This window comes from Pseudoalteromonas prydzensis (assembly GCF_001661495.1).
GTDB lineage: Bacteria > Pseudomonadota > Gammaproteobacteria > Enterobacterales > Alteromonadaceae > Pseudoalteromonas > Pseudoalteromonas prydzensis.
Map to the genome: position 1 here is coordinate 138,019 of NZ_BDDT01000002.1, position 14,016 is coordinate 152,034.

General features: G+C 41.5%; 10 protein-coding genes. 9 read left to right on the plus strand and 1 reads right to left on the minus strand.

Annotation, left to right across the window (positions count from 1 at the left end):
- Positions 1–33 precede the first annotated feature (33 nt).
- Genes A7968_RS05005 through A7968_RS05015 form a run of 3 tightly spaced genes read left to right on the plus strand, consistent with a single transcriptional unit; the run spans position 34 to position 3,412 of the window.
- Complete coding sequence (locus A7968_RS05005; protein ID WP_064665491.1) at positions 34–2,682, plus strand: DUF2339 domain-containing protein; 2,649 nt, start codon at positions 34–36, stop codon at positions 2,680–2,682.
- A gap of 45 nt (positions 2,683–2,727) precedes the next feature.
- Positions 2,728–3,114 (plus strand): nucleotidyltransferase substrate binding protein, encoded by a 387-nt coding sequence (locus A7968_RS05010; protein ID WP_016708527.1) that lies wholly within the window; start codon positions 2,728–2,730, stop codon positions 3,112–3,114.
- Complete coding sequence (locus A7968_RS05015; protein ID WP_016708528.1) at positions 3,104–3,412, plus strand: nucleotidyltransferase family protein; 309 nt, start codon at positions 3,104–3,106, stop codon at positions 3,410–3,412. The genes A7968_RS05010 and A7968_RS05015 overlap by 11 nt, the downstream gene beginning before the upstream one ends.
- A gap of 301 nt (positions 3,413–3,713) precedes the next feature.
- On the opposite strand, the gene A7968_RS05020 is transcribed toward A7968_RS05015, so the two are convergent.
- Positions 3,714–7,154, minus strand: a complete 3,441-nt coding sequence (locus A7968_RS05020; protein WP_064665492.1) for a PAS domain-containing hybrid sensor histidine kinase/response regulator — start codon at positions 7,152–7,154, stop codon at positions 3,714–3,716.
- Between the two features lie 390 nt (positions 7,155–7,544).
- Here A7968_RS05020 and A7968_RS05025 point away from each other — a divergent pair, with 390 nt between their 5' ends.
- From A7968_RS05025 to epd, 6 genes are all read left to right on the plus strand, one after another.
- A complete protein-coding gene (locus A7968_RS05025) occupies positions 7,545–7,808 on the plus strand; it encodes a DUF4212 domain-containing protein (RefSeq protein ID WP_004586074.1) in 264 nt (87 codons plus the stop codon).
- A 10-nt stretch (positions 7,809–7,818) separates the two neighbouring features.
- The gene (locus A7968_RS05030) at positions 7,819–9,543 is read left to right on the plus strand and encodes a sodium:solute symporter family protein (RefSeq protein ID WP_064665493.1); all 1,725 of its coding nucleotides are present in this window, start codon (positions 7,819–7,821) and stop codon (positions 9,541–9,543) included.
- A gap of 120 nt (positions 9,544–9,663) precedes the next feature.
- Positions 9,664–11,502 (plus strand): DUF294 nucleotidyltransferase-like domain-containing protein, encoded by a 1,839-nt coding sequence (locus A7968_RS05035; RefSeq protein ID WP_064665494.1) that lies wholly within the window; start codon positions 9,664–9,666, stop codon positions 11,500–11,502.
- Positions 11,503–11,568: 66 nt separating this feature from the next.
- Positions 11,569–12,192: a 3'-5' exonuclease gene (locus tag A7968_RS05040; protein ID WP_064665495.1), complete on the plus strand. Its 624-nt coding sequence runs from the start codon at positions 11,569–11,571 to the stop codon at positions 12,190–12,192.
- Between the two features lie 180 nt (positions 12,193–12,372).
- Positions 12,373–12,633: a hypothetical protein gene (locus A7968_RS05045; protein WP_064665496.1), complete on the plus strand. Its 261-nt coding sequence runs from the start codon at positions 12,373–12,375 to the stop codon at positions 12,631–12,633.
- Positions 12,634–12,988: 355 nt separating this feature from the next.
- Positions 12,989–14,008 carry an erythrose-4-phosphate dehydrogenase gene (epd, locus tag A7968_RS05050; RefSeq protein ID WP_064665497.1) on the plus strand — a complete coding sequence of 340 codons (1,020 nt, stop codon included), beginning with the start codon at positions 12,989–12,991 and terminating at the stop codon, positions 14,006–14,008.
- Positions 14,009–14,016 lie beyond the last annotated feature (8 nt).

A 14,016-nucleotide genomic window follows, 5' to 3' on the forward strand; every position in this document is an offset into this window, starting at 1 on the left:
AAGGAAGTATTAAAAGTAGTCAAGGATTGAAAAATGGATGATGTCATAGGCCTCATAGTCATTTTATCGTTAGTTGTAGTCGCAGGCTCGATTGCTGGTTTAGTTGCTTTAACTAAAGTGAGTGCATTAAAGCAAGATGTTGCGGCCTTAAAAAAACAACTAGACACAGTTATAGCGAATAATGCTAGTCAGCAGCAAGCTCAGCATCACAGTAGAGCGCAAACGATGCAGTCGCAAGTTGCACGTCCAATTGAGCCGATACGAGCACTGCATGTGAAAACTGCTGAGCAGCAAGATGCAGCAATAAAGCAAATAACCCCTACTACAGCAAATAGCCGTGAAAAATCACCTTCGCCCTCCACGATTGATGTTTTTGTTAGCAAATTAAAAAATCAGTTTCAACAAAACTGGATGACTTGGATTGGCGGCGTTGCGCTGGCCTTTGGTGGTATATTTTTAGCAAAATATAGCTTAGATGCGGGTTTATTATCGCCAAGTTTACGGCTCACTTTTGGTGGCTTATTTGGCATTGCACTAATTGCAGGGGCTGAATATCTGCATCGAAAAGGCATTGTTTTTGAAGGGTTTCATAACTATGTGCCCGCAGCACTGGCTGGTGGCGGGTTTATCAGCTGCTTTGCATTAACCCTGCTTGCCTATTCAAGTTATGCCATGTTAAGCGCAACCACGGCGTTTGTGATGCTGGCAGTTATTGCACTGGCGGCAAGCTCCATGGCACTGCGCTTAGGGCCATTGCTCGCTGTGTTAGGTATTGTGGGTGCGTACAGCGTACCAATTTGGGTTAATACTGGCAGCGGCAATTTAGTGGCGCTATTGATGTATATTGGCTTTGTTACTTTGTCAGCAGTGTTAGTGGCACAAAAGGTCAAACGGCCATGGCTGTGGTATTTACTTTGGGTAGGGCATATTGGCTGGTATTGGGTGGCACTGAGTGTCATTAAACCTTCTCAATATTGGTTAGTCGGTGGTTTTGCACTACTTTCGATTATTGGTTTAATTGCGATGATGCGCTTAGGTGTAACCCTGCGCTTATTGGAATATCGCCCACATAGTTTACAGCGGTTATTAAAGTTACAGCCAGACCATCCATTATTATTAGCGATTGTGGTGCCGTTATTGATCACCATAATGATCTCTATGACGAGTGTGCAATGGCAAATTGTGATGGTGTGCTTAATCGTCATGCTACTATTTTTGGTGCTACAAAATAGCCGTTGGGATCTTTGGCAAGGCCTAGCATTGCTTATTGCCGTGTTGCTAGTTGTGAGTCAGCAAGCGTATAACATTGATAGTAATGACCATCTATTCGTATTCAAAAACATGTATGGTTTTGGTTTGTTATTGGCGATTGGTTTTTGCTGCTATGGGCTGTACTTTGGAGAGCGTTACTATAAACGTTTAAGTTTTCATTTAATTGCGGCATTTAGTGTGTTTACCCTAATTGCTACGCTTTACACTATAACTTCAGAGCAAGACTTAGTTGTGGCGTATCCATTATGGACTGTATTATTGCTGCTTAGCAGTGGTGTGCTGATCAAACGTGCACAAACAGCTCACACCCAGTGGCAGCAATTTAGTTATTGGATAGGTGCTAATGCAAATATCACTCTTTGCTTAACCATGCTACTTGCTGATAGCGGTTTAACACTTGCGCTGGCTATTCAAGTATTACTGATTAGTTTCCTCGTTAAACGCCACAAGGTGCCTATGCCACACTGGCCAATCAAAGCGTTAGTGGCGGCGGTGCTTGCACGATTAACCTTTGCACCGTGGCTATACGATACTGATTTAACCTTTTTAACATTACATTGGAGCATAGTGGTTTACCCTATTGCGGTTGGGTTATTTTGGGCTGCTGCAAAGCAATGGCAACAAACAGATATGAAAATCTGGCTCGAAGGAGCTGCACTGCATTGTTTGGCATTATTTATAACTACAGAGACCAGCTACCAATTAGTGGGGCATTATCCACACTTTGATTCATTAAGCTTCTATGAGCAAGTATTGCTCAGTTGTAACTGGTTAGCATTAGGCTGTGTGTATTTATACCGCGCGCAAAGTGCGGGGCAATTAGGCAAGCTATACCGCATTGCTGGTTTGATCTTATCTGCATTAGCTGGCTTATTGTTAAGCAAAACAACATTGGATGATAACCCGCTATTTATGCCTATTTATGTGGGGGAAACACCATTATTTAACTGGCTATTACTAACTTGGTTAGTACCAAGTCTGTTGGCTGTGTGGTTAGCGAAATTAGTTAAACCGATAAATGCTAAAGTAAGTCAAATTATACTGGCTGGCGCTGGTTTATTAGCGGCGTTAGCTATCACCACATTGATCCGTCAATATTGGCAAGGCGGGCTCATTTTTCTTGATAAAGCGACCAGTGACGCCGAACTATACAGCTATTCAATCATTTGGTTATTACTCGGCGCACTGGTAGTGATATGCGGGCATTTAAAACACCAGCTGTTACTACAAAAAGTCGGTTTAGGCATTCTTGGTGCAGTGATAGTGAAAGTGTTTTTAATCGATATGGCAAATCTAACTGGTTTACTCAGAGCGGTGTCGTTTATTGGTTTAGGGTTATCTCTGGTTGGCTTGAGCTGGTTGTTCCAAAAGCTCAGGAGTAAGGCTAACCATAGAGATGTGCTTGGGTAAATTGCTAGGCTGTATTAAACTAGTAAAAAAATAATCGAGACTGATATGTTAATTTTAACACCATTTGGTAAAGCACTTTCGTCATTAGAACTGGCGTTGCAGCAACCCAAAAATGAGTTTATTCGAGATAGTGTTATTCAGCGTTTTGAATACAGTTATGAGCTTGCTTGGAAGATGCTCCGCCGTTACTTAGTTGAAGACATGGGCGCTGAAACACTCGCGCCATTAAGTCGTAAAGATTTATTTAGGTTAGCCGCGGATAAACAACTAATAAATGACCCTCTTCCTTGGTTTGAATATCATATTGCGCGAAACACAACTTCCCATACCTATGATGAAGCGGTTGCTGAAAAGGTCTATCAAGCTGCAAAAGCTTTTTTTATTGATGCCAGTCACCTGTTAGCAGAGCTTGAGCGTAGAAATGCAGATTGAACAGCAACACTTAAAAATCATAGAAGATTGTTTACAAAAGCAAAATTTAAGTGATAAAGGAATCGATGTATATATATTTGGCTCTCGAGCTAAAAATACTGCTAGAACTTATTCTGATCTAGATTTGGCCTTAAAAGCTAAAAACAAAGTAATTGAACACACCGTTATTTTTAAACTTAAAAATGCTTTTAGTGAATCAAACTTACCCTACCTAGTTGATGTGATAGATCTAAACGCCATAAAGCCTGATTTTTATAATGCGATTAGTGATGATCTTATTCCTCTTAAGTATTTATAAATACTTAAGAGGCGTTTATACCCAAACCACCTCAATATGCAGAATTCAGCGTTTCACAGGTGCTTAATATCAAGGCGTTACTTTGCAAGAATGGCAGTCCCTTTTAAGAAGGAACAACGATGAGAGTAAGTGCCTGTGAAACGCCCAACGGGTTGGTTTAAAAGCGATTTATACTGCGTTATTGATTTTAACAAGGGAATCACCATTCTTTGCAATCAATGCCTTGCCTAAACCGCTTTTAATTCCAACGACGCTCGCATCTTGAGGTGGCTTGGGTATATATCCCTTTGAAAATTTTCATTCACCTACTGTGATTCAGCAGTGCTTTTAATTTTCCTGGTTTTATTGGTTTGGATAAATAATGAATATCCTCAGCTTTGGTGGCTTGTTTTAGTTCTACGTCGCGCACTGCTGTAATTAAAATAGCGGGCACGTTGGCTTGCCAAATCTCCCGTAGGGCTTTAATTAAGCTGATGCCATCGTGTTCATGACCTAGCTGATAGTCCATTAAGATCACATCCGGGGGGCTGTGTTCATGTGCGTATGCCAACACGTTTTCAACTTGATCAAACAGCTGATAATTAGCTTGCCACTTTTGTAATAAACTGGCCATGGCATTAAGGTTTTCTGGGTCGTCGTCAACGGCGATAATATTCATCGCTGAGCGCTCTTCAAACAAGCTATTAGTCGCGTGCTTTTGTTGTACAAACTGGCTGTCACCATAAGGTATTTCGATACTAAAACAGCTGCCTTTTTGCGGCGTTGAGCGCACATCTAAGCGAATCGATAGTAAATCAACCATGCGTTTTACTACACTTAAACCAAGGCCAACGCCTTTGTTATCAGACGCTTCTATGCGGTAAAAATCGTTGAATATTTTGGCTTGCTCTACTTCACTAATGCCAGGGCCGGTGTCCCATACTTCTATGCGCAGGTGATGTTTACGTTTGCGACAAGCCACTAAAACTTTACCAGAATTGGTGTATTTAACCGCATTTGATACTAAGTTCTGCACAATTCGTCGCAGATAGGTGATATCGCTGTGGACAATATGTTGCCCGCTGCGCACCGTGAGCTTGAGGCCTTTTTCGCTTGATAAAATGGCGTACTCGTTTCTCAGTGGCGCGAGAATATCGTCAATACTAAAGTGGCGCGGAGTGGGGGTCATTGCACCTTGTTCTAATTTAGCAATTTCTAATAATGCTGACATTAAATGCACGGTTGAATCGAGGCTCGCACCGAGCTTTTCAAAGTTGTTGATATTGTTATCAGCGAGGGACTTTTCATCAATGGCGGCAAGGTATAAACGCGCGGCATTGAGAGGCTGTAAAATATCGTGACTGGCTAAAGCTAAAAAGCGAGTTTTACTGTCATTTGCTTGCTCAGCTTCACGTTTGGCTAAAGTGAGTGCTTGCTCGGTTTGTACGCGACTTTCTATTTGTGCTTCGAGATCTTTATTGATAGTACGGATCTCTTGGGTACGGGCTTCAATGCGGTTCTCCAGATCCATATTCACTTCTTCAAGCGCATTTTGTGTAGCGATGTGGGTAGTAATATCTGAAAAGCTGGTTACAAAACCGCCATCGGGCAGTGGATTACCAATCATTTCGTACACTAAGCCATTACGACGATGACGAATAAAGTGATGCGAACTGCCGTTTTTTAAATGCTGCACACGTTTTTCTACTTGGCGTTCTATTTCGCCTGGGCCACATTCGCCGCGCTCAGCGTTATAACGAATAATATCTTCAATCGGTTGGCCTACTTCTAAAAAACCTGCTGGGTAGTTAAACATTTCTGCGTAGCGCTTATTCCACGCCACTAGGTTAAGTTCTTTATCAACAACTGAAATACCATGACTGAGGTTTTCCAGCGAGGTGTAGAGTAAATTTTGGTTAAATTGCAGGGCTTGAGTGGTTTCATCAAAAAAGTTAACCACTTCTTCAAATGCCATGCGTTTACCTGATGCTACGGTATGGATAAGTGCCTGAGCAGACGACGCCCCTAAGACGCCAGTTAACGCCCGCTCGCAGTAAGCTATAAACTCAGGATCTGGGTGTGAATTATTGTCATCAAGTTGATGCGTTAGGGAAAAATGCGCGAGGACTTGTTGGCTACGTTGAACTCCCAAAAAGGTTTGCAGCAGTATCTTAAAATCGTACACAGTGGCTTTGACATTTTTATTTAACCGTCTTGCCAATACTGCTTGTTCTTTAGGGTTAACAAAGGCGGCGGCTTGAATTTTATCTATTAAGCGCTCATCCGCACCTAATGAAAAGCTGATGTAACAGCCTATATTGGCAAATAACGCAATCAAGGTGCCGCGGGTGATCAGCGTTTGCTGCAGCTGGGCATCAAGGGTATTGCCAGCATCGAGTATCGGCAGCATTAAAAACAGTATCCAGCAGATCAAACCGGCTAATAACCCGGCATATACACCGTAAGCATGACCTTTGCGCCAGTACAAGCCACCGACAATTGCAGGTAATAATTGCGTCACTAATGAAAATGCAACTAAGCCCATACTCGCAAGCGCTTTGCCGTGACCAAACCATTGCTGGTAGAAGTAAGACAAGATCAAAATCCCAGCGATAGTAAAGCGTCTCACCAGTAATATTTGCGATTTGTAGCTGCTAGTAATGAGATTACGTTTGAATTTACGACGTAGCATTAACGGTAATACCACATCATTTGAGATCATGGTACTGAGTGTCAAAGTGGCAACTACAATCATCGCAGTCGCCGCAGAGATCCCGCCAATAAACACAAAGGTGGTGAGCAATACATTGTCATTCATTAATGGCAGTGCCAGTACAAAGCTATCTGGTGAGAAGCCATTGCCAATTTCTGGGTGAATCGCCGCGGTAGCAATCGGTAAAATCATTGCTGCTGTTAGTAATAAATACAGTGGGAAAGCCCAGCGAGCGGTGAATAAGTGGCGTTTGTCTTGGTTGTCAACCACAGTAACGTGAAACTGTCGTGGTAAGCAGATGATGGCAGCTGCGGCCATCAGTGATTGACCAATAAAGTTAAAGCTTAAAAAGTTAAAATTGTTCCAGTGTTGCCATAATGACTCTTTAATTTGTAATTCACTAGTACTGGGTAAGTTATACAAAGTGAACAAAGCCAAACCGGCTACAGCCACTAAGGCGAGCAGTTTGATCATCGATTCAAACGCTACCGCAAGCATTAATCCCGAGCGGTATTCTGTTACATCAACTTTACGAGTACCAAAAAAAATCGCGAACATCGCCATGATCAAAGTGGCAGATAACGCCACCATTGAACCGGAAATTTTGTTGTCGCTTTGCAGCAGTAAAAAGCTGTTACTCAGGGCTTTAAGTTGTAAGGCAATGTAGGGAATTGTCGCTAATAGTGCAATCACAGTCACCATTATTGCTGTGGTTTGGCGCTTGCCGTAGCGGGCGGAAATAAAGTCGGCGATGGTGGTAATATTTTGCTTTTTGCTGACCAGTACTAGTTTGCGTAAAAAACCTTGTCCGAAAAAAAACAATAATGCAGGGCCCAGTAAAATCGGTAAATAGCTCCAACTGCTGGTGGCTGCTGTGCCCACTGAGCCGTAGTAAGTCCACGAAGTACAATAAATACCCAATGAAAAAGAGTAAACAAAAGGATGGTGGCTAATTCGTTTGGCCAGTGGAGTGGTTTTATCCCCCCAGTTTGCTAGCCAAAACAAGATGCCAATGTACGCTAAAGCGACAAAAATCAGTGCAGCAGTCATGTATATAGTCAATTTTTATTTTGTTATTGCACACCATACCAGAAGTTTTCCTGATTTTGAGCTGTCAATTTTAGGCTAGAACGCAAGGTTGGTTTTATCTATTTGATATATAAAGTTAATTATGGGTTTTTAAGATCTATTAGACTAATGTCGCAGATCTGCAACATAGCCTAGATGAATAGTTATTATCACCCAGCGTAAATAGTTAACATGATGATAATTAATGTTTTTTACTTATATTTAACAATGCAAGTTTTGCAGTTTACGTAAACGTTAACTTGTTGTTACGACTATGGTCTCAATTCAATATTAAGGCAGCGTTGCTAAATTGATTAGTGCAGATAATAAAAACCACATCACTTTTTACAGATGTTAAAGAGGAAATAAAAAATGGCTTTTAAAGATGAAGAACAAGCAAAAGCTTATTGGGCGGAAAACATTTCACTGCTGTTTAAATTATTAGCAGTTTGGTTTGTCGTGTCATTTGGCTTTGGCATATTACTAGTTGATGTACTTAATGAAGTGCGTTTCTTTGGGTTTAAACTTGGCTTCTGGTTCTCCCAGCAAGGCGCGATTTACACCTTTGTTGCTTTGATTTTTGTGTACGTTTTCAAAATGAATACGTTAGATAAAAAATACGGCGTAGACGAATAGGAGCTAAGCAATGGATGTTCAAACACTCACGTTTATAATTGTCGGGTTAAGCTTCGCGCTTTATATCGGCATTGCAATTTGGGCTCGAGCGGGCTCAACAAATGAATTTTATGTAGCAGGCGGCGGTGTTCCACCGCTTGCTAATGGTATGGCTACTGCTGCGGATTGGATGAGTGCTGCGTCATTTATCTCAATGGCAGGTATCATCTCTTTTGCAGGATATGATGGCGGCGTGTACTTAATGGGTTGGACCGGTGGTTATGTATTACTTGCCATGTGTTTAGCACCTTATTTACGTAAGTTCGGCAAGTTTACTGTGCCTGATTTTATCGGCGATCGTTACTATTCACGTACAGCTCGTTTAGTAGCAATTTTGTGTGCTATCTTCATCTGCTTTACTTATATAGCAGGGCAAATGCGCGGTGTAGGCGTGGTATTTTCTCGCTTCTTAGAAGTTGAAATTGAAACGGGCGTTTACATTGGTATGGTTATCGTATTCTTTTATGCAGTATTAGGCGGCATGAAAGGTATTACCTATACGCAAGTAGCACAGTATTGTGTACTGGTATTTGCTTACCTTGTTCCTGCAATCTTTATCTCTATGATGATGACAGGTCACTTCTTCCCACAAACAGGCTTCGGCGCGACATTAATTGGCGGCGAAGGCGCTTATGTTCTTGATAAACTTGATGGCTTAAGCGCTGAACTGGGTTTTGCGCAATACACTGAAGGCTCTAAGAGCATGATTGATGTGTTTGCTATCACTGGTGCTCTAATGGTAGGTACTGCTGGTCTTCCTCATGTAATCGTACGCTTTTTCACAGTTCCACGTGTTAAAGATACGCGTATCTCTGCGGCATGGACGTTAGTGTTCATCGCGATTGTTTACACAACAGCACCTGCGGTTGCAGCATTTGCTCGTGTTAACATGATTGATACGATTAACGGTAAAGATGGCAGTGGTACAGAATACGCTGAAGCACCTGCATGGGTGAAAAACTGGGAAAGAACAGGCTTAATTACCTTTAATGATAAAAATGGTGATGGCAAAATGTTTTATACAGCAGGCAAAATTGATGATCCAAACAGCGCTAATGAAGTTAACGTGGACCGCGACATCATGGTACTTGCAAACCCAGAGATAGCTAACTTACCAGCATGGGTTGTGGCGTTAGTGGCAGCTGGTGGTATCGCCGCAGCACTTTCAACAACAGCAGGCTTATTATTAGTTATTTCAACATCCGTTTCGCACGATTTACTTAAGCGGACCCTCAAACCAGACATTAGCGATAAGCAAGAGTTACTCGCAGCGAGGTTGGCGGCCATGATTGCGATTGTTATCTCCGCTTACTTTGGTATTAACCCGCCTGGATTTGTGGCGTCGGTGGTGGCATTTGCATTCGGTTTAGCCGCAGCAAGTTTCTTCCCGGCGATCATTATGGGTATTTTCTCTAAGAAGATGAATAAAGAAGGCGCGATTTTGGGCATGGTAACCGGTATTACCTTTACTGCTGCTTACATTATCTTCTTCAAGTTCATTAGTCCGGAGCTTAACAACCCTGAACATTGGTTCTTAGGTATTTCACCTGAAGGTATTGGTTTAGTTGGTATGATTATTAACTTTGCAGTTGCTGCAATCGTAGTTAAATTTACCGCTGAAACACCACTTGAAATCCAAGAAATGGTTGAGGGTATTCGTAATCCTAAAGGTTCTAGTGCAGCACACGCTCACTAACAACTCTGATACGCTATTTTTTGATATTAATAGCTTCAAAAGCCCGACTTAAGTCGGGCTTTTTATTTACCGCAGATAACAGTACAGTGAGTATACGATTGTTTTTTTGCGAGTAGACAAATGAATAATGAGCAACAGGAAGTCGCCCAGTTTGTGCTAGCACAAATGCCATTTAGCGACCTTGATAGCAGCGCAACCGATTACTTTGTAAAACACCTCGATGTTATTTATCTTACCCGTGAAAACCAAACACAATGGCTGCAATCAGAATCACCTAAACTGTTTTTAATTCGCTCTGGTTTGTATGACTTAGTGGATGCAAAAGGCGATGTCATCACTCGTTTAGCACAAGGTGATTATTTTGGCTTTCCTTCACTACTGACTGGTGAAGCAATTCAAAATCGTTTAGAAGTACAAAAAGAGGGCATTGTTTATATGCTCTATCAAGACGCGTTTGATTATTTGCGTCGTGAATATAAACCGTTTGAACAATACTTTGTGCGTGCTCATGCTAATCGGTTGTTGTCATCCCATTACAAAAGCCAAAATGATAGTTGGTCTGAGCGTAAAATAGCAGAATTGATGTCCCGCAAGGCAGTGACCTTATCGCCTGATGCGAGTATTCGCCAAGCAGCTAAAAAAATGAAAGAGCATGGTGTTTCATCAATTATGGTTACCGAGTATGACCGCTTAGTTGGGGTGGTAACCGATCGCGATTTACGTAACCGTGTATTAGCCGATGAAGTCGACCCACAGCAGGCCGTACGCTGCATTATGAGTGTGAAACCGAAGTTTATTTTTGAAAATAACCGAGTGTTTTCGGCGCTGCATTTGATGCTCAAACATAATATTCATCATTTACCAGTATTGGATGAACACCATAAAGCATTGGGGATGATCACCAGTACAGATTTATTACGCCAACAAAAAAGCGATCCAGTTCAACTGATTGGTCGCATTTATAAAGCCCATAGTGTGACTGACTTAAAACGCTACGCGGCTGAAATACCTGAGTTATTGCGCAGCTTTTCTCATAATATCGATGATATTTCCTTGATTGGTAAATTACTCAGTGGCTTGACTGATGCCCTTACAACTCGGTTAATTTATTTATTTCAAGAAGATTTCGGCGCAGCGCCGACCAGCTTTAGTTTTATTTGTTTTGGCTCGCAAGCCCGTGAAGAGCAAACCTTACATTCAGATCAAGACAATGGCTTATTACTGCCAGATGATTTAACTGAGCAGCATCAAGATTATTACCGTCGCATGGGGGAGTTTGTTTGTGAACAGTTGGTAGAATGCGGGATCAGGCGCTGCCCAGGTAATATTATGGCCAGCAGTGAATTATGCAGAATGAGCATATCTGATTGGTGTGAAAAGTTTTTTACTTGGATAAAAAGTCCAACGCCGCAGGCTATGTTGAATTGTAAAATATTTTTTGATTTACGCTTTATTGAGGGCTCAACAGCGCTTTACACCGCATTTTGTGAGCAGCTCACTCGTATTTCTCGCAACGAATTATTTTATGCGGCAATGGCAACCGATATTAAATCGAACTCAGTGCCAATTGGTTTATTTAATCAGTTTAAGCTTGAAAAAGACGCTAAACAGCATAAATACATCGATTTGAAAAAACGTGGCGTAGTGATCATCAATGACATTGTGCGTCTATATGCGTTAAAAGCAGGCATACGCCGAGCGAACACCCAAGAGCGTTTAGATGCATTGTTGAAACATTCATTATTAAGTAATCACGATATATATAACTTAAAAGACTGCTGGCGATTTTTAACTCAGTTACGTTTGCGCACACAAATAAACGAAGAAGGGTTACCCAGTAATTGTATTAACCCTGATAAGTTAAGCTCCTTAGAGCGCCATCAATTAAAAGAAGCCTTTTATTTGCTCAAGCAAGCGCAGCAAGCAGCAGCATTTAAATTTGCTAGAGGTAGCTTATAAATGAACTGGGATTTTTATGCTGCGCGTTTATTGCGTTTTAGCACAATAAATAAGGTGAAAAACTAAGTGGTTAAACGTTGGTTGAGTCACTATTTTGCGCGTAGGCAATTACTTGCTGAAAATGCATTAACGCAGCGCTATATTGTGATTGATTTAGAGCTGACAGGGCTTGATCCAAAGCAGCATGAAATTGTCTCGATTGCTTGGCTGCTGATTGACAATCAATGCATAAAGTTAAGTCAGGCCCAGCATGCAATTAATAAAGATGTACAGCGTCTTGAGCAAAGCCCGGTATATCATGGTATTGCTCAGCAAGATGTAGCAAAAGGGCAAAGCTTAGCGACTATTTTAGCGGCCCTTAGCGCTCATTTTGCGGATGCTATTTTAGTGTTTCATAATGCCACGCTAGATTGGGGATTTTTAAAGCAGGCATTTCAAACTCACGGTTTGGCGATACAACCGAAATTGATACTCGACACCTTTCATATTGAAAAAAAACGCCTACACCAACAAGGTTATGAAATAGGCTTAGACGATTTAACTCTCAGTGCCTGCAGGGCGCGTTATGAGTTACCTTATTACAGCACTCACCATGCACTTACCGATGCCATGGCGACCGCAGAATTGTTGCTGGCACAATGTCACCAAATAAGCCGTGGTAAGGAATTAAAATTGGCTGCGCTGGTTTAAAGTGATGCGGGTTTGAGTATTGTCGCAATTTATCATAGCTGAATGGCTGCTATAATTAGCATCTAAATCAAGTCATAAGTATTAATTTTTATTTTCAACAACAGGCTTTTATAGTGCGGTTATTCGGTACGTTGCTTGCTATTATAGGCTGCTGTTACTTTCTCTTTTGGTTTTTTATCTATGAAAAATAATTTACTGCCATCTTTAGCGGGTGTTTTAGTAAGCTTGTTTGTTGTATGGTGGCTACACGGTTTTTTACTGGCTGATCGGTGTTTAGATGCCGGTGGCGCAATTAATTTTGAAACAAACCTGTGTATGAGCAAAAGTGAGCATGTCATCGAACTTGCGACATCGTCAGCTATGTTAGTTATATATTGTGTGGTGATTATGACGTTGTCGTTATTAGTCAGCAGGTTAATAAGTAAGCTATTTAAACGTTAGCGATATAGATCCCCCAGATCCTAGAGGCTAAGACCTATATCTAGGGCAAGGTCGATTACTAAAACTGGGCCATCTAAAAGGGTTAATTTTAAGTTTCTGCTGTTAACCTCTTATATTCAATCCCAAGGTCGATTACCAAAATCGGGCCATCTTAGGTGGGTATGCAAACATTTATTTAACCTTGCCTCTTATATTCAATCTCAAGGTCGATTACCAAAACTGGGCCATCTAAAAGGGTTAATTTTAAGTTTCTGCTGTTAACCTCTTATATTCAATCCCAAGGTCGATTACAATACCGCCATCTCAAAGGCAGGTTGCCTTTATCTGCAAGCAACTAGAGTGGATTTTCTTTCGAATGGCAATCAAACTTGCAATTAATGGTTTTGGTCGAATTGGTCGAAATATTGTCCGCGCGTTATATGAATCGGGACTTAGCGATCATATTAAAATCGTTGCGATTAATGAATTAGCGGATCCCGAAGGGATTGCTCACTTACTAAAATATGACACCTCCCATGGTCGTTTTAAATATCCGGTGACCTTAGGTGAAGATTCACTGAGTGTCGCAGGCGATACGATAGCATTATTTTCTGAGCAAAATCCGATTGAACTGCCATGGCAGTTACTTGATGTTGATGTGGTTTTAGAGTGTACAGGGGTTTATCATTCCCGTGAACACGCGCAATTGCATCTGGATGCGGGTGCTAAAAAAGTTTTATTTTCTCAGCCCGCTGATGCAGATGTTGATGCCACGATCGTGTATGGTATTAATGATGATGAACTGCTTGCTGAGCATACAATTGTTTCTAATGGTTCATGTACGACCAACTGTATCGTGCCGGTGATCAAAGTGCTTGATGATGCGTTTGGTATTGAATCAGGGGCGATTACGACTATTCATGCGTCGATGAACGATCAGCAAGTGATTGATGCCTATCATCATGATTTACGCCGTACCCGCGCTGCAAGTCAGTCTATTATTCCTGTAGATACTAAACTAGCCCGTGGTATTGAACGTATTTTACCTAAGTTTCATGGCCGCTTTGAAGCCATTGCAGTACGCGTACCTACTATCAATGTGACTGCGATGGATTTGAGTGTGACGGTTAACGCCGATGTTGATTTAAACGCGGTGAATAAAGTATTAAAAGCAGCAGCGAGAGACCGTTTAGAAGGTATTTTAAGTTATACCGAAGAGCCATTGGTCTCGGTTGATTTTAATCATGACCCACATTCTTGTATCATAGATGGCACGCAGACACGAGTCAGTCATAAACGGCTGATAAAGTTGTTAGTGTGGTGTGATAATGAATGGGGTTTCGCTAATCGTATGCTCGATACAGCACGAGTAATGATGGCAGCAAATAAAATTTAGAACCTAAA

Coding starts and splice junctions, on each gene's coding strand:
- A7968_RS05005 (WP_064665491.1), top strand. CDS start 34: ATGGATGATGTCATAGGCCTCATAGTCATTTTATCGTTAGTTGTAGTC.
- A7968_RS05010 (WP_016708527.1), top strand. CDS start 2,728: ATGTTAATTTTAACACCATTTGGTAAAGCACTTTCGTCATTAGAACTG.
- A7968_RS05015 (WP_016708528.1), top strand. CDS start 3,104: ATGCAGATTGAACAGCAACACTTAAAAATCATAGAAGATTGTTTACAA.
- A7968_RS05020 (WP_064665492.1), bottom strand. CDS start 7,154: ATGACTGCTGCACTGATTTTTGTCGCTTTAGCGTACATTGGCATCTTG.
- A7968_RS05025 (WP_004586074.1), top strand. CDS start 7,545: ATGGCTTTTAAAGATGAAGAACAAGCAAAAGCTTATTGGGCGGAAAAC.
- A7968_RS05030 (WP_064665493.1), top strand. CDS start 7,819: ATGGATGTTCAAACACTCACGTTTATAATTGTCGGGTTAAGCTTCGCG.
- A7968_RS05035 (WP_064665494.1), top strand. CDS start 9,664: ATGAATAATGAGCAACAGGAAGTCGCCCAGTTTGTGCTAGCACAAATG.
- A7968_RS05045 (WP_064665496.1), top strand. CDS start 12,373: ATGAAAAATAATTTACTGCCATCTTTAGCGGGTGTTTTAGTAAGCTTG.
- epd (WP_064665497.1), top strand. CDS start 12,989: ATGGCAATCAAACTTGCAATTAATGGTTTTGGTCGAATTGGTCGAAAT.